Source organism: Streptomyces sp. NPDC053069 (assembly GCF_044546895.1).
Lineage (GTDB): Bacteria > Actinomycetota > Actinomycetes > Streptomycetales > Streptomycetaceae > Streptomyces.
On sequence record NZ_JBITZN010000019.1, the window covers coordinates 148,355 to 167,872 of the forward strand.

Annotated in this window: 18 protein-coding genes; 7 read left to right on the forward strand and 11 right to left on the reverse strand. The window is 73.7% G+C overall.

Features of this window, described 5'->3' with window-relative positions:
* Nucleotides 1-18 precede the first annotated feature (18 nt).
* Both ACIGXP_RS34565 and ACIGXP_RS34570 read left to right on the forward strand, forming a co-directional pair.
* Nucleotides 19-387, forward strand: a complete 369-nt coding sequence (locus ACIGXP_RS34565; RefSeq protein WP_399775171.1) for a DUF6479 family protein — start codon at nucleotides 19-21, stop codon at nucleotides 385-387.
* 182 nt (nucleotides 388-569) lie between these two features.
* On the forward strand, nucleotides 570-752 hold the full coding sequence (locus tag ACIGXP_RS34570) for a hypothetical protein (RefSeq protein ID WP_399775173.1): 183 nt from the start codon (nucleotides 570-572) through the stop codon (nucleotides 750-752).
* A gap of 13 nt (nucleotides 753-765) precedes the next feature.
* On the opposite strand, the gene rfbC is transcribed toward ACIGXP_RS34570, so the two are convergent.
* The 4 genes from rfbC to ACIGXP_RS34590 all read right to left on the reverse strand — a co-directional run bounded on the left by rfbC (nucleotide 766) and on the right by ACIGXP_RS34590 (nucleotide 2,751).
* Nucleotides 766-1,374, reverse strand: coding sequence for a dTDP-4-dehydrorhamnose 3,5-epimerase (rfbC, locus tag ACIGXP_RS34575; RefSeq protein ID WP_399775176.1), 609 nt, complete (start codon nucleotides 1,372-1,374; stop codon nucleotides 766-768).
* Nucleotides 1,375-1,377: 3 nt separating this feature from the next.
* Entirely contained in the window at nucleotides 1,378-1,509 is a 132-nt protein-coding gene (locus ACIGXP_RS34580; RefSeq protein ID WP_363218867.1) for a hypothetical protein, read from the reverse strand.
* Nucleotides 1,510-1,623: 114 nt separating this feature from the next.
* Complete coding sequence (locus ACIGXP_RS34585) at nucleotides 1,624-2,208, reverse strand: hydrolase (protein WP_399775180.1); 585 nt, start codon at nucleotides 2,206-2,208, stop codon at nucleotides 1,624-1,626.
* Between the two features lie 105 nt (nucleotides 2,209-2,313).
* Nucleotides 2,314-2,751: a MarR family transcriptional regulator gene (locus ACIGXP_RS34590; protein WP_363218865.1), complete on the reverse strand. Its 438-nt coding sequence runs from the start codon at nucleotides 2,749-2,751 to the stop codon at nucleotides 2,314-2,316.
* Between the two features lie 126 nt (nucleotides 2,752-2,877).
* On the opposite strand from ACIGXP_RS34590, the gene ACIGXP_RS34595 reads away from it, so the two are divergent.
* Genes ACIGXP_RS34595 through ACIGXP_RS34610 form a run of 4 tightly spaced genes read left to right on the forward strand, consistent with a single transcriptional unit; the run spans nucleotide 2,878 to nucleotide 8,592 of the window.
* Entirely contained in the window at nucleotides 2,878-5,919 is a 3,042-nt protein-coding gene (locus ACIGXP_RS34595) for an FAD-binding and (Fe-S)-binding domain-containing protein (protein WP_399775182.1), read from the forward strand.
* Nucleotides 5,920-5,928: 9 nt separating this feature from the next.
* Entirely contained in the window at nucleotides 5,929-7,038 is a 1,110-nt protein-coding gene (locus ACIGXP_RS34600) for an enolase C-terminal domain-like protein (protein WP_399775185.1), read from the forward strand.
* Between the two features lie 36 nt (nucleotides 7,039-7,074).
* Nucleotides 7,075-8,085, forward strand: a complete 1,011-nt coding sequence (locus ACIGXP_RS34605) for an SDR family oxidoreductase (RefSeq protein WP_399775187.1) — start codon at nucleotides 7,075-7,077, stop codon at nucleotides 8,083-8,085.
* Nucleotides 8,086-8,094: 9 nt separating this feature from the next.
* A complete protein-coding gene (locus tag ACIGXP_RS34610; RefSeq protein WP_363218861.1) occupies nucleotides 8,095-8,592 on the forward strand; it encodes a metallophosphoesterase in 498 nt (165 codons plus the stop codon).
* A gap of 13 nt (nucleotides 8,593-8,605) precedes the next feature.
* On the opposite strand, the gene ACIGXP_RS34615 is transcribed toward ACIGXP_RS34610, so the two are convergent.
* The 7 genes from ACIGXP_RS34615 to ACIGXP_RS34645 are packed head-to-tail and all read right to left on the reverse strand — an operon-like array spanning nucleotide 8,606 to nucleotide 16,550.
* Nucleotides 8,606-9,316, reverse strand: coding sequence for an SRPBCC family protein (locus ACIGXP_RS34615; RefSeq protein ID WP_399775191.1), 711 nt, complete (start codon nucleotides 9,314-9,316; stop codon nucleotides 8,606-8,608).
* A gap of 21 nt (nucleotides 9,317-9,337) precedes the next feature.
* A complete protein-coding gene (locus ACIGXP_RS34620) occupies nucleotides 9,338-10,441 on the reverse strand; it encodes an XdhC family protein (RefSeq protein ID WP_399775263.1) in 1,104 nt (367 codons plus the stop codon).
* Nucleotides 10,434-11,819 (reverse strand): VWA domain-containing protein, encoded by a 1,386-nt coding sequence (locus ACIGXP_RS34625; RefSeq protein ID WP_399775193.1) that lies wholly within the window; start codon nucleotides 11,817-11,819, stop codon nucleotides 10,434-10,436. Before ACIGXP_RS34625 ends, ACIGXP_RS34620 begins: the two co-directional genes overlap by 8 nt.
* A 5-nt stretch (nucleotides 11,820-11,824) precedes the next feature.
* Nucleotides 11,825-12,682, reverse strand: a complete 858-nt coding sequence (locus ACIGXP_RS34630) for an AAA family ATPase (RefSeq protein ID WP_399775196.1) — start codon at nucleotides 12,680-12,682, stop codon at nucleotides 11,825-11,827.
* A gap of 33 nt (nucleotides 12,683-12,715) precedes the next feature.
* The gene (locus tag ACIGXP_RS34635; RefSeq protein ID WP_399775199.1) at nucleotides 12,716-13,570 is read right to left on the reverse strand and encodes an FAD binding domain-containing protein; all 855 of its coding nucleotides are present in this window, start codon (nucleotides 13,568-13,570) and stop codon (nucleotides 12,716-12,718) included.
* The gene (locus ACIGXP_RS34640) at nucleotides 13,567-16,053 is read right to left on the reverse strand and encodes a xanthine dehydrogenase family protein molybdopterin-binding subunit (protein WP_399775202.1); all 2,487 of its coding nucleotides are present in this window, start codon (nucleotides 16,051-16,053) and stop codon (nucleotides 13,567-13,569) included. The genes ACIGXP_RS34635 and ACIGXP_RS34640 overlap by 4 nt, the downstream gene beginning before the upstream one ends.
* Nucleotides 16,050-16,550, reverse strand: a complete 501-nt coding sequence (locus tag ACIGXP_RS34645; protein ID WP_399775205.1) for a (2Fe-2S)-binding protein — start codon at nucleotides 16,548-16,550, stop codon at nucleotides 16,050-16,052. Before ACIGXP_RS34645 ends, ACIGXP_RS34640 begins: the two co-directional genes overlap by 4 nt.
* A 248-nt stretch (nucleotides 16,551-16,798) precedes the next feature.
* Here ACIGXP_RS34645 and ACIGXP_RS34650 point away from each other — a divergent pair, with 248 nt between their 5' ends.
* Nucleotides 16,799-19,231 (forward strand): GTP-binding protein, encoded by a 2,433-nt coding sequence (locus ACIGXP_RS34650; RefSeq protein ID WP_399775207.1) that lies wholly within the window; start codon nucleotides 16,799-16,801, stop codon nucleotides 19,229-19,231.
* Nucleotides 19,232-19,518 lie beyond the last annotated feature (287 nt).

Here is a 19,518-nt window from a genome sequence, read left to right on the forward strand (position 1 = left end):
CCGGGTACCCGGCGCCCCATGAACGTCGCCATGTACGTAGCAGCAGCGGGTGCGCAGGTCTTCGGATACGTCCTCATCCTGCTGGCCGGGGTCGCCTGCGTCGCGGGACTGATCTGGGCCGTCCGGCTCGGCTTCAAGGTACGCGAGCGCGAACCGGCCCCGCCGCGACCCCACGAGCACCCCACGATGCCGCCGACCGGCCCGGTCCACGAGACCGTCGAGATGCGTGAACCCGACGAGCTGCCTCAAGCCGGGGATGACAACGAGCGGCTCACTCCCCATCAGATCGGCAACGTCCGCTCCCGGCGCGCCGACGACCAGCACCGCCCCCGCTGGTCGCCCGGTTCCAGCGGGTCCTTCGGCGGCGGAGGCGGCGGCCGGACCTGAGGGGGTCGCTGGTGCAGGGGGCTCAGCGGGTGCGGGGGGCGCCGGGTTTGCGGGCGCGGCGCTCCGGGGACCCGGTGAGGCACACATCGCAGACAGGCCCCCGATGAGGCACGGCCGCGCACGGGCCCACGCAGGGCCGGCGGACCGGCTCCGGCCGGCAGAACGCAGAACGCAGAAGGAAGATGGACGACGTGACCGCGCATCCCAGTGAGAAACCCGCCCTGCCCTACGCCGAGACCGGCTGGGCGAAGGCCCGCCGCCGGCGAGGCCGGGGAGTGCGGACCTGTCTCCCCGCGACGGTGGACCGCGGCCGGGCGCAGCAGGGCACCGTCTGCGAGGACAACATCGTGCGGGGCGAGGACTGAGCCGACCGAGGCGTCAGCCGCTGAGCCCGCCCGAGCGCCGCCGTTCGTAGTGGGCGGAGCAGGCCGCGTACGTGGGCAGCAGCCCGGACCGCTCCGCCTCGGCCAGTGGAGGGGCCTCGGCGTCCTTGTCCGACAGCACCGGCTCGATCCCCTCGGGCCAGGTGATGCCCAGCGCCGGGTCCAGCGGGTGCACCCCGTGCTCGCGCTTCGGCGCGTATCCGGTCGAGCACAGGTACACCACCGTGGCATCGTCCGTGAGCGCCATGAAGGCGTGTCCGAGGCCCTCGGCGAGGAACGTGGCACGCCGGGTCCCGTCGTCCAGTCGTACCGCCTCCCACTGCCCGTAGGTGGGGGAGCCGACGCGGATGTCCACCACGACGTCGAGGACGGCTCCGCGCACACAGGTGACGTACTTGGCCTGACCGGGCGGCACGTCGGCGAAGTGGATGCCGCGCAGCACACCCCGCCGGGACACCGAGCAGTTGGCCTGGGCGAGGTCGAGGTCGTAGCCGGTGGTCTCGCGGAAGTCCGCGCCCCGGAACCACTCGTGGAAGCTGCCCCGCTCGTCCGGGAACACCTGGGGCTCCAGCACCCAGGCACCCTCTATCCCCAGTTGTCGCACGCCTCATGCCTTCCAGGTCGTCGTGGTCGTCAGGGTCCGTCCGCCCGGCACGGCGACCCCGGAGCCGCAGCGCTCGACGACGACCGCGGAGCGCGGGTGGTTGCGGCGGAACAGCTCACCGGCATCCGGTTCCAAGCCCCCCTCGTCCGCCGGCCGTTGCGTCCGTGGCACGGTGCGCGTGGCCGCATGCTAACCCGGCCCCTCGCGGCGGCGGGCGGGTATCCCGCGGCAAGGGGCCGGGCCGGCCGGTCAGTTGGAGGTCTTGGCGAGCAGCTCCAGGATCCCGGCGGTCGTGCCGCTCTCACCGAGCCGAGGGAAGATCCGCTCGACACTGTTCGCATGTGCCTCGGCGTAGGCGTCGGCCATCGCGTCCGTGGCGAGGGTGACGTGGTAGCCGTGGGCGTAGGCGTCGCGGGCGGTCGACTCCACGCCGATGCTGGTGGCGATGCCGGTCAGCACGATCTGCGTGATGCCGCGGCGGCGCAGCTGGACGTCCAGGTCGGTGCCGTGGAAGGCGCTCCAGTTGTGCTTCGTGACATGGATGTCGCCGTCGTGGCCGGACAACTCGTCGACGATGACGTCCCAGCCCTCCGGAAAGGCGGCCACCGGTGCCTGGTGCTCGGTTCGGCCGGGGATCGCGTCGGCCCAGTCGGGCGCGAAGGAGACCCGCACCAGCACCACGGGCAGCCCCCGTGAGCGGAAGGCGTCGGCGAGCTCGGCCGTGCGGGAGACGACGTCCGCCGCCGTGTGCGGCTTGACGGGGATGCCCACGATGCCGTGCTGCAGGTCGATCGCGACGAGGGCGGTCCGGGGGTCGAGCGTGGTGAGCGACATGGGCTGGTCAGACCTTTCGAAGGGTGGTCGTCCGTGCGGTGGTGAGCCGGCCGAGCGAGCGGTCCGGCTGGGTCGTCGCCGGCAACAGGGCGGTGAGCCCCGGTATCACGGCTGCGACAGCCGTTGCATCAGCTCCAGCGCCGTGCGCACCGTCTGCCGTTCCTCCTCGGTGTAGCGGTCCTGGAAGGCGCGGGCCAGCCACTCCTCGCGGATCTGCCGGTTGCCCTCGATACGGGCCCGCCCGGCGTCGGTCAGGGTGACCAGCTGGCGGCGGCCGTCGTCCGGGTCGGGGGCGCGCCGGATCAGACCGTGCCGCTCCAGGGCCGCCAGTGTGGTCGCCATCGACTGCGGGCGTACCCCCTCGGCGGCGGCGAGCGCGCTGGCCGTGGCGGCGCCGTGCTTGCCGACGAGGGTGAGCGCCGACTCCTGGGAAGGGCTGAGATCGGTGTCCTGGGCGACCTCGCGGATGCGGCGCCGCAGCCGGCTGAACACCACGCGCAGATCGCGTGCGGTGCGCACGGCGGAGTCGGAGATGTCAGCCATGGCGTCCACCCTAGGACCAACAGCCGGAACTGTCCAGCTCGGACTGTTCAGTTTTGCCTGATGAATTGACGGGTACTCGCCCGTCCCCGGAAGGGCCAGCACGTCGGTGAACTCAAGGGAGCGCAGATGACCCCTGCGGACATGACCGGCCTGGAGGCGGCGCTGCGCGCCGAGGTGGACGGCGAGGTCCGCTTCGACGCCGGCAGCCGCGGCGCCTACGCCACGGACGGTTCCAACTACCGGCAGGTCCCCCTGGGTGTCGTCGTCCCCCGCACGGTGGAGGCGGGCGCCCGGGCGCTGTCGGTGTGCGCACGCTTCGACGCCCCCGTCCTGTCCCGGGGCGGCGGCACCAGCCTGGCCGGACAGTCGACCAACACCGCCGTGGTGCTGGACTGGAGCAAGTACTGCACCCGGCTGATCACCGTCGACCCCGAGCGGCGCACCTGTGTGGTGGAGCCCGGGATCGTCCTGGACGAGCTCAACCGGCAACTGGCGGGCCACAGGCTGCAGTTCGGGCCGAAACCCTCCACCCACAGCCACTGCGCGCTCGGCGGCATGATCGGCAACAACTCCTGCGGGGCCTCCGCCCAGGCCTACGGCAAGACCGTCGACAACGTCCGGCGCCTGGAGATCCTCACCTACGACGGCCAGCGCGCCTGGGTCGGCCCCACCCCGCCCGACGAACGCGACCGGATCGTCAGCGGCGGCGGGCGGCTCGGCGAGATCTACGCCGGCCTCGACCGCATCGCCACCGAGTACCTCGCCGACATCCGCCGTGGCTACCCGAAGATCCCGCGCCGCGTCTCCGGCTACAACCTCGACTCCCTGCTGCCCGAGAACGGCTTCGACGTGGCCAGGGCACTCGTCGGCAGCGAGGGCACCCTGGTGACGGTCCTGCGCGCCGAACTCGACCTCGTGCCGGTGCCGGCGTACCAGTCGCTGCTCGTCCTCGGCTACGACGACATCTGCGCCGCCGCGGACGACGTACCGCGGCTGCTGGAGCACTGCTCGCCCAGCCAGCTGGAGGCGCTGGACGGCCGCATGGCCCAGCTGATGCGCGAGGAGGGCGCCTACCTCGACTCCCTCAACGTGCTGCCCGAGGGCGACAGCTGGCTGATGGTCCAGTACAGCGGCGACAGCCAGGAGGACGTCGACGAGCAGGCCCACGCCCTGCTCCGGGCCATCGGCCGCGACGAGAAGGAGCGCACCGTTGCCTTCTCCGACGACCCCGAACGCGAACAGAAGATGCTCAAGGCCCGCGAGGCCGGACTCGGCGTCACCGCGCGCCCGCCGGACGACCGGGAGACCTGGGAGGGCTGGGAGGACTCCGCCGTACCGCCCGACCGGCTCGGCGACTACCTGCGGGACTTGAAGAACCTGTTCGACGAGTTCGACTACGACCACCCGTCCCTGTACGGCCACTTCGGCCAGGGCTGTGTGCACACCCGCATCCCGTTCGGCCTGCGTACCGCCGAGGGTGTCGCGCACTTCCGGCGCTTCGTGGAGCGCGCCGCCGACCTCGTCGCCTCCTACGGCGGCTCCCTGTCCGGCGAGCACGGCGACGGCCAGTCCCGCGGCGAACTGCTCACCCGTATGTTCGGCGAGCGGCTGGTGACCGCCTTCGGCGAACTGAAGGCGCTGTTCGACCCCACGAACCGGATGAACCCCGGCAAGGTCGTCCACCCCAACCCCGTCGACGGCCAGCTGCGGCTCGGCCCCTCCTGGCGGCCGGCCACCCCCTCGACCCACTTCGACTTCCCCGAGGACGAGCACTCGTTCAACCGCGCGGTGATGCGCTGCGTCGGCATCGGCAACTGCCGCAGCCACTCCGGCGGCGTCATGTGCCCCTCCTACCGGGCCACCATGGAGGAGGAGCACTCGACCCGCGGCCGGGCCCGGCTGCTGTTCGAGATGCTCGACGGCCACGCCGACTCCGCGGTCAAGGACGGCTGGCGCTCCACCGCCGTACGCGACGCGCTCGACCTGTGCCTGGCCTGCAAGGGCTGCAAGTCCGACTGCCCGACCGGCGTCGACATGGCCACCCTCAAGGCGGAGTTCATGGCTCACCACTACGAGGGCCGCATCCGGCCCATGGCCCACTACTCCATGGGCTACCTGCCGGTGTGGGCCCGGCTCTCCCGGATCGCCCCCTCCGTGGTCAACTCCGCGCTCCACGCGCCCGGTCTGGCCCGCCTCGGCAAGCGGCTCGCCGGCATCGACGAGGCCCGCTCGGCACCCGTGTTCGCCGAGGAGTCCTTCGTCCAGTGGTGGCGGTCCCGCGGGAAGGAGGACCCGGACCCGTCCGACCCGCGCACCGTGGTGCTGTGGCCCGACACGTTCAGCACCTACTTCCACCCCTCGATCGCGAAGTCGGCCGTACGGGTCCTGGAGGACGCGGGCTTCCGCGTCGCCGTCCCCACCGAGCCGGTGTGCTGCGGGCTGACCTGGATCTCCACCGGCCAACTCCCCGTCGCCAAGAAGGTGTTGACCCGCACGCTCGGAGTGCTGCGCCCCTACCTGGAGGCGGGCACCCCGATCATCGGCCTCGAACCCTCCTGCACGGCCGTCTTCCGCGCCGACGCCCCCGAGCTGATGCCGGCCGACCAGGACGTGCAGCGGCTGGCCGGACAGGTCCGCACCTTCGCCGAGCAGCTCGTCCACCACGCCCCCGACGGCTGGCGGCCACCGCAGCTCGCCCGGCAGGCGACCGTGCAGACCCACTGCCACCAGCACGCCATCATGAAGTTCGACGCCGACCGCGAACTGATGCGCCGCGCCCACCTGGACGCCGAGGTCCTCGACGAGGGCTGCTGCGGCCTCGCCGGCAACTTCGGCTTCGAACGCGGCCACCACGAGGTCTCCATGGCCGTCGCCGAACAGGGCGTCCTGCCCGCCGTACGCGGAGCGGCACCCGACAGCCTGGTCCTCGCCGACGGCTTCAGCTGCCGCACCCAGATCGAGGAGGGCGGCACCGGCCGCCGCGCCCTGCACCTCGCCGAGGCCCTCGCGCTCGGCCTGGACGGCAACCTGCCCAGCGACCACCCGGAACGCCTGGCCGGCCGCCCGCCCGAACCCTCGCGCACGGCCCGCTGGGCGACGATCGCCGCCGCGACGGCCCTTCCCGTGGGCGCCGCACTGGGGCTGCGGCTGCTCCGGCGCCGGAGCTGAGGAGGCGGCATGAGCGACCAGCCGACCATCGACGCGGTGGACACCGCCGTCTACACCGTCCCCACCGACACCCCCGAGGCGGACGGCACCCTCGCCTGGGACAGGACCACCCTCGTCCTGGCCACCGTCCGCTCCGGCACCACCACCGGCCTCGGCTACACCTACGCCCCGGCCGCCACCGCCCACGTCGTCCGCGAACTCCTCGCCGGGACGGTCACCGGCCTGACCGCGCTCGACGTGCCGCGCGCCAACGAGCGGATGTGCCGGGCCGTGCGCAACGCCGGACTGCCCGGCCTGGCCGCCCAGGCGATCGCCGCCGTCGACATCGCCCTGTGGGATCTCAAGGCCCGGCTGCTCGGCCTGCCCCTCGTCAGCCTGCTCGGCGCCGCCCACGACGACGTGCCCGTCTACGGCAGCGGCGGTTTCACCACGTACGACGCCCAGCGCCAGGACCGTCAGCTGCGCGGCTGGGCCGAGGACGAGGGCATCCCCCGCGTCAAGATCAAGATCGCCGAGTCCTGGGGCAGCCGCACGTCCCGCGACCTCGAACGGGTCGCCCGCGCCCGGGCGAGCGTCGGCGACGCCGTCGACCTGTACGTGGACGCCAACGGCGGCTACACCGGCGGCCAGGCCCTGCGCATCGGCGACGCGCTCACCGACCACGGCGTCACCTGGTACGAGGAGCCGGTCTCCTCCGACCACCTGACCCTGCTCGCCGACCTGCGCAGCCGCCTGCCGATGGACGTCACCGCCGGCGAGTACGGCTACACGCTGCCGTACTTCGAGCACATGCTGGCCGCCCACGCGGTCGACTGCCTCCAGGCGGACGTCACGCGGTGCGGTGGCATCACCGTCTGGCTGCGCGCCGCGGCCCTCGCCCACGCGCGCGGGATCGACGTCTCCGGCCACTGCGCACCGCACGCCCACGCGCATGCCGCCGCGGCCGTACCCAATCTGCGCCACCTGGAGTGGTTCCACGACCACGTCCGCATCGAGCGGCTCCTCTTCGACGGTGTCCTCGACCCCGGCGGCGGCAGCATCGCACCGGGCGCCGACGGGGCACCCGGACTGGGCCTGACCCTCGCCGAGGAGCGGGCACGGCAGTACCGAACGGAGTAGACGGCAGTACCGAACGGAGCAGGAGGACAGCGGAACATGCCCCCCACCGTCGTCATCACCGGTGCCAGCGCCGGCATCGGCCGCGCCACCGCCCGCCTGTACGCCCGGCGCGGCGCGAACGTCGTGCTGGTCGCGCGCGGCCAGGGCGGCCTGGAGGCGGCGGCCGACGAGGTCGCGGCGCTCGGCGGACGCCCGCTCGTGCAGGCGGCCGACGTGGCCGACGCGGCCCGGGTGGAGGCCGTCGCCGAGGCCGCGGAGAAGGAGTTCGGCCCGATCGACGTCTGGATCAACTGCGCCTTCTCATCGGTGTTCGCGCCGTTCGACGAGATCACCCCCGAGGAATTCCGCCGGATCACGGACGTGACCTACCTCGGCTTCGTCAACGGCACCCGGACCGCCCTCAGGCGCATGCTGCCCCGCGACCGCGGCACGATCGTGCAGGTCGGTTCGGCCCTCGGGGAACGGTCGATCCCGCTGCAGTCGGCGTACTGCGGCGCCAAGCACGCCATCAACGGCTTCACCTCCTCCCTGCGCACCGAACTGCTGCACCGCGGCAGCAACGTCCACGTCACCGTCGCCCAGCTGCCCGCGGTCAACACACCCCAGTTCGAATGGGTACGCTCCCGGCTGTCCGAGCACCCGATGCCGGTGCCGCCGATCTACCAGCCGGAGGTCGCCGCGCGGGGCGTGGTGTACGCGGCCGACCATCCGCGCCGCAAGCAGTACTACGTCGGTGCCAGCACCGTGGCCACCATCTGGGCCAACCGCCTGGCCCCGGCCCTGCTCGACCGCTACCTCGCCCGCACCGGCTTCGACTCCCAGCAGACCGACCGCATCCCGCCGGCTGGCCTGGACAACCTCTTCGAACCGGTGGACACGGAGCCCGCCGCGGACCAGGGCGCCCACGGCTCCTTCGACGACAGCGCCCACGCCCGCTCCTGGCAGCAGGCCCTGGCCCGGCACCCCGCCGTCACCGCCCTCGGCACCGGCGCCGCCGTACTCGGCGCGGTCACCGGCCTGCGCCGGCTGACCTCCCGGACGACCTAGGCTGGTCCGGTGCGCCTCCTGCTGATGTCCGACACGCACCTGCCCAAGCGCGCCAAGCTGCTCCCCGAGCCGCTGCTGGCCGAACTCCCGCACGCGGACGTCGTCCTCCACGCCGGGGACTGGGTGGACACCGCCACCCTCGACCTGCTGGAGAGCCGCAGCCGCCGGCTCATCGGGGTCTACGGCAACAACGACGGCCCCGAGCTGCGTGCCCGGCTCCCCGAGGTGGCGTACGCCGAGCTGGACGGGCTGCGCTTCGGCGTCGTGCACGAGACCGGCCCCGCCCAGGGCCGCGAGGCCCGCTGCGCCGCCCGCTTCCCCGACCTCGACGTCCTGGTCTTCGGCCACAGCCACATCCCCTGGGACACCACCGCCCCGACCGGCCTGCGCCTGCTCAACCCCGGCTCACCCACCGACCGGCGCCGCCAGCCCCACTGCACCTACCTCACGGCGACCGTCACCGACGGCGCGCTCACCGACGTCACCCTGCACCGCCTGCCGCGGTAGCGGGCATGGGCTGTCAGTACCGGTGGTACCGGCGGAGGTACGGCTCACACCGGCAACCCTCCCTCCGGGGGACGGTCCGCCACCGGCGCCGGGTGGTGCGTCCCCTTCGCCGCCGCAGTCGCACCGCCGCCCATGCCAGTACGCCGACCACGGCCGCCAGGGCCGTCGCCCGCTTGGCCACCGGCAGCCCGGCCGTGCGCAGCAGGTCAAGTGGCTCCGGCTCCTCGGCCGGCGGCGGCTGCGTGCCGTCGGCCCGCGCGGGCTCCTCGGCGGCCGGGGGCGGCTCCGTCAGGCGCTCCGCCAGGCAGGTCGCGAACTGGCTCACCAGGCGGTCGCCCACCTCGGCCAGCACCCCCCGCCCGAACTGCGCCGGGCGCCCGGTCACCGTCAGGTCCGTTCGGACCGACACCGTCGTGGCGCCGTCGCGTTCGCTGAGCGTGCCGGTGACCGTCGCGCGGGCCGTGCCCTGGCCCCGGGTCTCCCGGCCGCTCGCCACCAGCACCATGCGGTGCGCCGCCGCGTCCTGTTCCTCGAAGACGGCCGTACCCCGGTAGGCGACCGTGACCGGGCCGACCTTGACCTTCACCGAGCCGGTCACGGTCTCGCCGTCGTAGTCCTCCACGACCGCGCCCGGCAGACAGGGCGCGACCCGTTCGATGTCGAGGAGTGCGCGCCAGGCGTCGTCGACCGGGACGGGGACGGTGAACTCGTGGTGCAGCTCCATGACCTGCTCCTTCCGGAGGCGTCAGGCGGGGGTGGGGTGGATGGCCCCGGCGGTCGTCGTCAGGGGCGCGCCGGTGCCGCCCCAGCGCAGGGCGACGATCTCGGCGGCGACGGAGACGGCGACCTCCTCGGGCGTACGGGCCCCGAGGTCGAGCCCGAGCGGCGAGCGCAGCCGGGACAGCTCGGCCTCGGTCAGGCCGGCCTTCATGAGCCGGTCGCGGCGCTCCTCGTGGGTCTTCCGGCTGCCCATCGCGCCGATGTAGGCGGCCGGGCGGCGCAGCGCCTCCTCCAGCAGCGGTACATCGAACTTCGGGTCGTGCGTGAGCACGCAGATCACGGTGCGGTCGTCGGTCTCCGTCCCGGCGAGATAGCGGTGCGGCCAGTCGGCCACGACCTCGACGCCCGCGGGGAAGCGCTTGGGCGTGGCGAAGACCGGGCGCGCGTCGCACACGGTCACCCGATAGCCGAGGAAGTCACCGATCCGGGCCACGGCGGCGGCGTAGTCGATCGCGCCGAAGACCAGCATGCGCGGCGGCGGCGCGAACGACTGGAGGAACACGGTCACGGCGTCCTCGCGGCGCTCGCCGTGCGGACCGTAGTGCCGCAGGAGAGAGGCGCCGAGCGCGAGTTCGCCGCGTGCGTCGGCGGTGACGGCGACGTCGAGGCCGCTCGTGCCGAGCGTGCCCGCCGCCCGGTCCGGCCAGACGGCGCGCGTGGCGCCGCGCGGCGCGGGTCCGTCCACCACCGTCGCCACGGTCACCGGCTCGCCCCCGGCGACCGACGCGGCGACCGCACCGAACTCCGGATCCGACTCGGACGTCACCGGCCGTACCAGCAGGGTGATCTCACCACCGCAGGTGAGCCCGACCGCGAACGCGTCCTCGTCGCTGTAGCCGAACGTCTCCAGACGGGCCTCGCCACTCGCCACCACCTGCTGGGCGAGCTCGAACACCGCGCCCTCCACGCAGCCCCCGGACACGCTTCCCACGACCTCGTCGTCCGGGCCCACCGCCATGGCGGCACCGGGGCCGCGCGGCGCGCTGCGGCTGACCGCGACGACCGTGGCCAGCCCGAACGGCACACCGGCCGCGTGCCAGCGAGCCAGCGCCGGCAGGATCTCACGCACCATCCGCTCCTTTCACCGGGACCACCGGGTCCGGGACCACCGGGGCCGGCGGGACCACCGGGCCCGCACCCCCCTGAGCGCCCCGCACCACCGCCGCCAGCCGCTCCAGCGCCGCCAGGCTGTGCCCCTCCACGAAGGCGTCCACACTGGGCAGGGCCGCCGCCATCCCGGCGGCCAGCGGCGCGTAACCGGGGCGCGCCTTGCGCGGGTTCGCCCAGACCACCTGGTGCGCCAGGGCATGCAGGCGGCGCATCTGCTGCCCGAGCAGTTCCGGATCGCCGCGCTCCCAGCCGTCCGAGAGCAGCACGACGATCGCCCCGCGCGCCATTCCGCGCTGCCCCCAGCGGTTCAGGAAGTCGCGCACCAGCTCGCCGAGCCGGGTGCCGCCGCGCCAGTCGGGCACGGCCGCCGCGACGGCCGCCATCGCCAGATCGGGGTCGCGGTGCGAGAGTTCCCTGGTCACCCGGGTCAGCCGGGTGCCGATGGTGAACACCTCGGTGCGGCCCGTGCGCACCGCCGCGTGCGCGAACCGCAGCAGCGCGTCGGCGTACGGCGCCATCGAGCCGCTCACGTCGACGAGCAGCACCACCCGGCGGGGCCGCGCCACCCGCGTGTGCCGCCGCAGCCGGGCCGGCTCCCCGCCCCGCCGCAGCAACTCCCGCACGGTGCGGCGCGGATCGACCTCGCCGCGCCGGGCAGGCCTGCGCCGCGCCGAGCGCCGGGTCTGCCCGTGCAGCGCGAACGCGGCCAGCAGACGGCGCAGTTGGGCACGCTCGACGGCGTCCAGCTCGGCTACGTCGCGGTGCCGCAGCACCTCGGCCGAGCTGGCGAGCGCGGCGACCGGCGGTCCCGGCGGTTCTCCCTCACCGGGTGCGGGCGCGCCGTGCGGCGCCTGCCGGGCGACCAGCCGGAGCCGGGGCGGGGGAGCGGCGCGCACCGGGCGCGGGGCCTGCTCGCCGGAGGGCCCGAAGTACGCGGCGAACACCCGCTCGTACCGCTCCAGATCGTCGTGCCCGCCGCACAGCGTCGCCCGCCCCGCCCAGTACACGTCCGCACGCACTCCCGGCCGCAGGGCGCTCGCGGCACGCAGGAACGCGTACAGACGCTCGCTGCTCGCGTCCACACCCGCCGCCCGCAGCGCACGCACGAACCCGAGCAACACGGCATCCGCCCCCAGCCGCCCGGGGCGCGCACCGAGGGGGTCGGTGTCCGTGTCGGGTCGTGCGGGGTCCGTCCCCAGCGGGTCGGTGATTGTCCTGAGCCGCTCGGCGTGCGCGGCCTGCGGTTCCGTGGGCGGGGGGCGCAGCCGTGGGTTCCCGCCCTGCTGCGCGGCGTCCGCTCCCGGCGGCGGGTTCGCACCGCTCCCGGTCGTGGCCATCGCCCTCACCCGCCCCGGGCCGCGAGGACCGCCGCGAGATCGAGGCCCCGCGCCCGGTCCGTGTCCTCCCGGTACTTCAGTACCGAGCCCAGCGTCGCCACCGCCAGCTCCGCGTCCACCTCGCTCGCCCCCAGCGCGTCCAGGGCCTCGGCCCAGTCCAGGGTCTCGGCCACGCCGGGCGGTTTGAGCAGGTCCGCGCCCCGCAGCGCCTGCACCAGCGCCGTGACCTGCTCCGCCAGCCGCGCCGACACCCCGGGCAACCGGCGCCGCACGATGGCCAGTTCACGGGCGAAGGAGGGATGGTCGAACCAGTGGTAGAGACAGCGCCGCTTCAGTGCGTCGTGCACCTCGCGGGTGCGGTTGGAGGTCAGGACGACGACCGGCGGGTTCTCGGCACGCAGTGTGCCCAGCTCCGGGATCGTGACCGAGTACTCGGACAGCAGCTCCAGCAGGAACGCCTCGAACTCGTCGTCGGCCCGGTCGATCTCGTCCACCAGCAGCACCGACGGCTGCGTCTGCAGCGCGCGCAGCAGCGGCCGGGCGATCAGGAAGCGCCGGTCGTACAGCTCGCTCTCCAGCCGGTCCGCGTCCGTCACCCCGGCCGCCTCGGCGGCTCTCAGGTGCAGCAGCTGACGCGGGAAGTCCCAGTCGTACAGGGCCTGCGAGGCGTCGATGCCCTCGTGGCACTGCAGCCGGATCAGCGGCGCGCCCAGCGCCTCGGACAGGGCGGCGGCGAGCGCGGTCTTGCCCACACCCGCGTCGCCCTCGCAGAACAGCGGCCGGTGCAGCCTCAGCGCCAGGTAACAGGTGACGGCCAGCCCTTCGTCGACGAGGTATCCCGTCTCCTCCAGGCGGGCCCCCACCTGCTCCGGGTCGTCGATCCGGATGATCGGCGCTCACCCCATTCCGGTGGCGGTCAGCACCGCCCGCCGGGTCAGCACCCGTGCCAGGTGCCGCCGGTACTCGGGCGAGGCGGACAGGTCCTGCGACGGCCGGGTGCCCTCGGCCGCCGCCTCGGCGGCCCGCGCCACGGCGTCGGGACCGTCGGCGCCGGACAGCGCCTCCTCGGCGGCCGTGGCCCGCAGGGGGGTGGAGCCCATGTTGGTCAGCCCGATGCGGGCGTCGGTGACGCGCCCGTCGTCGCGCCGTACCAGCGCGGCGACGCCGACGATGGCCCAGGACTGGGCGACCGGGTGGAACTTCTCGTAGTGGAAGTCCCAGCCGTCCGTCTTCGGGATCCGTACCTCCGTCAGCAGCTCGTCGGGGGCGAGCGCGGACTGGAGGTAGTCGACGAAGAACTCCCGGGCCGGGATGGTGCGCCGGCCGCCCGGACCGGTCACGACCAGGCCGGCGTCCAGGGCCAGGGCCACGGCGGGCAGGTCACCGGCCGGGTCGGCGTGCGCCAGCGAGCCGCCGAGGGTGCCCCGGTGCCGGACGGCAGGGTCGGCGACCGTGCCCGCCGCCTCGGCCAGCAGCCCGGCGTGCTCGCGCACCAGCGGGTCGTGGACCACTTCGTGGTGCGTGGTCAGCGCGCCGATGACGAGCGTGTCGCCGTCCTCGCGGACCCCGCGCAGCTCGGGGATCCGGCCGACGTCCACGACGAGTTCCGGGAAGGCCAGCCGCAGCCGCAGCAGGGGGAGCAGGCTCTGCCCGCCGGCCAGCACCTTTGCGTCCTCGCCGGCGTCGGCGAGCGCGCGGACCGCCTCGTCCACGCTCATCGGACGGGTGTACTCGAACGCGGGCGGAATCATGCCGAACCCTCCTCACCCGGCTGGCCGTACTGGCCCAGCTCGCCGGACTGCGCGGCCTGTCCGGACTGCCCGGACCGGGCCTGGCCCGTGCCGCCGGCCGTGCTGGTCCCGTCGGCCCCTCCTGAGCGTGCCTCCTGGATGGCCTGCCACACCCGGTGCGGCGAGCACGGCATCCGTACGTCCCGCACGCCCAGCGGCCTGAGCGCGTCCACGACCGCGTTGACCACGGCGGGCGTCGACGCGATCGTCCCCGCCTCCCCGACTCCCTTGACGCCCAGGGCGTTCGACGTCGCGGGTGTCTCCGTCCGGTCGGTGGTGAACTCCGGCAGGTCGGCCGCCGACGGCACGAGGTAGTCGGCCAGGGTGCCGGAGACCAGGTTGCCGTCGGCGTCGTACACGGCCTCCTCGTACAGCGCCTGGGCGATGCCCTGCGCGAGACCGCCGTGCACCTGCCCCTCGACGATCATCGGGTTGACGACATGGCCCACGTCGTCGACGCAGACGTACGACCGGATCCTGGTCTTCCCGGTCTCCGTGTCGACCTCGACCGCGCACAGATGGGTGCCGTGCGGGTAGGAGAAGTTCTCCGGGTCCACGACGTGCTCGGCGTTGATCGTGGGCTCGACACCGTCGGGCAGGTCGTGGTTGGTGAACGCCTCGAACGCGATCTCCTGGATGGTCTTGCGGGCCTCCGGTGACCCCCTGACGGAGAACACGCCGCCGCTGAACTCCAGGTCCTGTTCGCTGGCCTCCAGCAGGTGGGCGGCGACCTTCCGGGCCTTTTCCACGACCGTCCGCGCGGCCCGGTGCACGGCCTCGCCGCCGACGGCCAGCGACCGCGAGCCGTAGGTGTCCATGCCCTGCGGAGCCGCCTTGGTGTCGCCGTGCACCACCTCGATGTCGTCGAAGGGCACGCCGAGCACGTCGGCCGCGATCTGGCTCCAGCAGGTCTCGTGGCCCTGCCCGTGCGGGCTGGTGCCGGTGACGACCTCGACCTTGCCGGTGGGCAGCATGTGGATGCTCGCCGCCTCCCAGCCGCCGGCCCCGTACCTGAGGTCGCGCAGCACCCGGCTCGGCGCCAGACCGCACATCTCGGTGTACGTCGACACGCCGATGCCGAGCCGTACGGGGTCGCCGCGCTCGTTGCGCTCGCGCTGCTCGGCGCGCAGGCCGTCGTAGCCGAACAGGGCGAGGGCCTTCTCGGTGGCCGCCTCGTAGTTGCCGCTGTCGTAGGTCAGCCCGGCGATCGAGGTGTACGGGAACTCCTCGTGCCGGATCCAGTTCCGACGCCTCAACTCGACGGGGTCCAGCCCCAGTTCGGCCGCCAGCTCATCCATGGTCCGCTCGATGGCGAAGGTCGCCTCGGGGCGTCCGGCGCCGCGGTAGGCGTCGGTGGGGGTGCGCGTGGTGAACACGCCGGTGCAGGTGAACTCGTAGGCGTCCATCTTGTAGATCGCCGGGTACATGAAGGCACCGAGGATCGGGATGCCCGGGGTGACGAGCATCAGGTAGGCGCCCATGTCGGCGAGGAGGTCCACCTTCAGGCCGAGCACCCTTCCCTCGCGGGTGGCGGCGATCTCGATGTCCTGGATCACGCCGCGGCCGTGGTGGGTGGCGAGCGCGCCCTCGGAGCGGGACTCGGTCCACTTCACCGGCCGGCCGAGCTTGCGGGCGACCGCGAGTGCGAGGGCCTCCTCGCCGTACACCTGGAGCTTGGAGCCGAAACCGCCGCCCACGTCCGGGGCGATCACCCGCAGTTTGTGCTCGGGGATCCCGGTCACTGTCGCGAGCATGATCCGCAGGATGTGCGGGATCTGGGTCGCGGAGTAGACCGTGTACTCGCCGGAGGCGGCGAGCGGGGTGACGACCACGGCGCGCGGCTCCATCGCGTTGGGGATCAGGCGCTGCTGGTGGTAGCGGCGCTTCAGCGTCACCTCGGCCCGTTCCCGCACCGCCTCGAAGCTCTCGCCGGTGGCGAGCGGCCAGGTGTAGCAGCGGTTGGTGCCCTTGTCGGCGTGGACCAGCGGGGCGTCCTCGGCGAGCGCGGCCTCCAGGTCGAGGACCGGGGGCAGCGGGTCGTAGTCGACCTCGATCGCCTCCAGCGCGTCGGCGGCGGCGTACCGGTCGCGGGCCACCACGACCGCCACCGGGTCGCCGGCGTAGCGGACCTCGTCGACGGCGACGGGCGGATGGTCGGGCAGCACGATGTCCTCGGTCACCGGCCAGGCGCACGGCAGTGAGCCCAGCCCCTCGGCGAGGTCGGCGCCGCTGAACGCCGCGACGACACCGGGCCGTTCGAGGGCGGAGGAGACGTCGACGCGGGTGAGGCGGGCGTGGGCCATCGGGCTGCGCAGGATCGCCAGGTGCAGGAGCCCGGCCACCTGGATGTTGTCGGTCCAGTTGGTCTGGCCGGTGATCAGCCGGGCGTCCTCCTTGCGCAGGCGGGCGCGGCCGACCTCGCGTTCGACGGCCTGGCCGGTCATGCCGTGACCTCCTCGGTGGCCTGCTGCCCGGAAGAGTCCTGCTGTCCGGACGCGGCGAGCACCGCGCGGACGATGTTCTGGTAGCCGGTGCAGCGGCAGAGGTTCCCCTCCAGACCCTTGCGGACCTCCTCCGGGCCGGGGTGCGGGTTCTCGCGGAGCAGATCGCGTGCCGCCATGATCATGCCCGGGGTGCAGTAGCCGCACTGCAGACCGTGCTTCTCGTGGAACGCGCGCTGCAGCGGCGTCCACTCGCCGTCCTGGGCGAGCCCCTGGATCGTCGTCACCTCGCACCCGTCCGCCTGGACGGCGAGCAGCGAGCAGCTCTTCACGCTCGCTCCGTCCAGGTCCACCGTGCACGCTCCGCAGTTGGAGGTGTCGCAGCCGATCGTGGTGCCGGTGCGGCCGAGGCGGTCGCGGAGGTAGTGGGCCAGGAGCAGACGGGGTTCCACGTCGTCCTCGTACGTCGTGCCGTCCACCTTCACCGAGATGCGGGTCATGGGCCCTCCAGGCCGTGCGGAAGAGGGTTTTCAGCCACCTGGCGTGATGTAGGTCACCCTACGACCGTGCTCCGGGTGGGGCGAGTGCACCGCCCGGACTTTGGTTGAGCGTTAATCCATTGCTGCCGGGTGCCGGTGTCTGCTGCACTGCGCGGCGTACGTCGTCACACAGAGAGGACCAGCGATGCGCGCTGCGTGCATGTCCACCCAGGTAGAAACCCGCCCCGTGCCGAAGGACATCACGCTCAGTGCATCTGCTCAATCTCGGAATTCTCGCCCATGTCGACGCCGGTAAGACCAGCCTGACCGAACGGCTGCTGCACACTGCCGGAGTGATCGACGAGGCCGGCAGTGTCGACGCCGGCAGCACCACCACCGACACACTCGCGCTGGAGCGGCAGCGCGGTATCACCATCAAGTCCGCCGTCGTGTCGTTCCCGCTCGACGGCGTCACCGTCAACCTCCTCGACACCCCCGGTCACCCGGACTTCATCGCCGAGGTCGAGCGGGTGCTCGGCGTGCTCGACGGCGCCGTCCTGGTCGTCTCGGCCGTCGAGGGCGTCCAGGCGCAGACACGGGTGCTGATGCGCACCCTGCGCCGGCTGCGCATCCCCACCCTGATCTTCGTCAACAAGATCGACCGGCGGGGCGCCCGCGAGGAGGCGGTACTCCGCCAGATGGCCCACCGGCTGGCCGTACCACTGGTCCCGATGGGCCGGGCCGCCGGTCTCGGCACCCGCGCCGCCCGCTTCGTACCCGGCCTCGGCCCGGCCGCACCGGAGGTGCTCGCCGACCACGACGACGACCTGCTCGCCGCATACCTCGACGGCGGTGTGCCCGCGGCCCGCCTGCACGCCGCCCTGGCCGCGCAGACCCGGCGCGCCCTGGTCCATCCGGTGTACTTCGGCTCCGCCATCACGGGCGCAGGCGTACCGGAGCTGATCGTCGGCATCGAACACCTGCTGCCCGCCGCCGACGGCGACCCGGCCGGCCCCCTGTCGGCCACCGTCTTCAAGGTCGAACGCGGCCCGGCGGGGGAGAGGGTGGCCTACGCCCGGATCTTCTCGGGCACCTTGTGCGTCCGCGACCGTGTGCCGTTCGGGGAGGACGCCGAGGAGGCTCTTGCGGGCGGCGGCCGGGGCGAGGGTCGGGCCGTCGGTGGCCGGGGCGAGGGTCGGGCCGTCGGTGGCCGGGTGGAGGGCAGCTCCGGCGGCGGTCGCGCGGGAGCCGGGTCTGCCGGCCGGGCGGGTGGCGCGGGTGACGGTCGTGTCGGGGACGGGGCTTCAGGTGCTGCCGGTGCCGGCCGGGCAGGGGAGGGGGCTGGTGGCCCTCGTGCGGGCAGCGGAGCCTCAGGTGCCGCAGGAGCGGGCCGGGTCACCGACGGTCGTCCGGTGGCCGGGCGTGCAGGTGGTCGTGGGGAGGGGCGGGGTGCCGGCGAGGGTTCGCAGGTCCGGCTCTGTGACGGTCATGCCGTGGCGGGGGGTGCCGGCGGCCGTCGGAACGGCCGGGGGCTCGACGGGAGCCCGGAGGGCCGTGGTCGGCCTGAGGCGGCCGGGCGGCGTGCTCGGGGGCGGGCGGAGGGGCGGGTCACCGGGATCAGTGTCTTCGAGCGGGGCGTGGACGTGCGCCGGGACAGGGCCGGGGCCGGGCGGATCGTCAAGGTGTGGGGGCTCGGCGGTATCCGGATCGGTGACGCGCTCGGCCTGCCGAGGCCGGCGTACGTGCACCACTTCGCGCCGCCCACCCTGGAGACCGTCGTCGTCCCCGGCCCCGGCACGGACCGGCGCTCCCTGCACCTCGCCCTCACCCAGCTCGCCGAGCAGGACCCGCTCATCGCGGTCCGCCACGACGACGTGCGCGGGGAGACCTCCCTGTCCCTGTACGGCGAGGTGCAGAAGGAGGTCATCCAGGCGACCCTCGCCGAGGAGTACGGCCTGGACGTCACCTTCCGCGAGACGACGACCCTGTGCATCGAACGGCCGGCCGGCACCGGGCACGCCGTGGAGTTCAACAAGAAGGACGCCAACCCGTTCCTGGCCACCGTCGGCCTGCGCGTCGAACCCGCACCGCCCGGCTCCGGGGTGCGGTTTTGGCTGGAGGTGGAGCTGGGCTCGATGCCGTACGCCTTCTTCAAGGCCGTCGAGGACACCGTCCGCGAGACGCTCGGCCAGGGACTGCACGGCTGGCAGGTCCCCGACTGCACGGTCACCATGACCCACTCCGGCTACTCGCCCCGGCAGAGTCACGCCCACCAGGGCTTCGACAAGAGCATGTCGAGCACCGGTTACGACTTCCGGGGCCTGACCCCGCTGGTCCTGACCGAGGCGCTGCGCCGGGCCGGCACCGTGGTGCACGAGCCCCTGCACCGCTTCCGGCTCGATGCCCCGGCCGACACACTCGGCGCGCTGCTCCCGGTGCTCGCCCGGCTCGGTGCCGTACCGGAGACCACCGCCGCACTCGGCGCCGCCGTCGTGCTGGAGGGCACGGTGCCGGCCGCCCGGGTGCACGAGCTGGAGCAACGCCTGCCCGGTCTCACCCGGGGCGAGGGGGAGCTGGAGACGGCCTTCGACCACTACGCGCCGGTCACCCGGGGCACGGTCCCCGAGCGGCCGCGTACCGATCACAACCCGCTGAACCGGAAGGAGTACCTGCTGAATGTGACCCGCAGGGTGGGCGACTGAGCGGAGAGCCGACTGGAGCTGACTGCTGGTCAACTTACCTCGGAGTCAGGTGTATTGACGCCGTCAGGGGCGCGGCCGGAATGTGGTGGACATGCCGAATATCCGGGTGCGTCTGCTGGTTGTCCTGGTCGTCCTCTGCGGATCCCTGGCGGTGGGGGGGCCCCCCCCCCCCCCCCCCCCCCCCCCCCCCCCCCCCCCCACCCCCCCCCCCCCCCCCCCCCCCACCCCCCCCCCCCCCCCCGCCCCCCCCCCCCCCCCCCCCCCCCCCCCACCCCCCCACCCCGTAC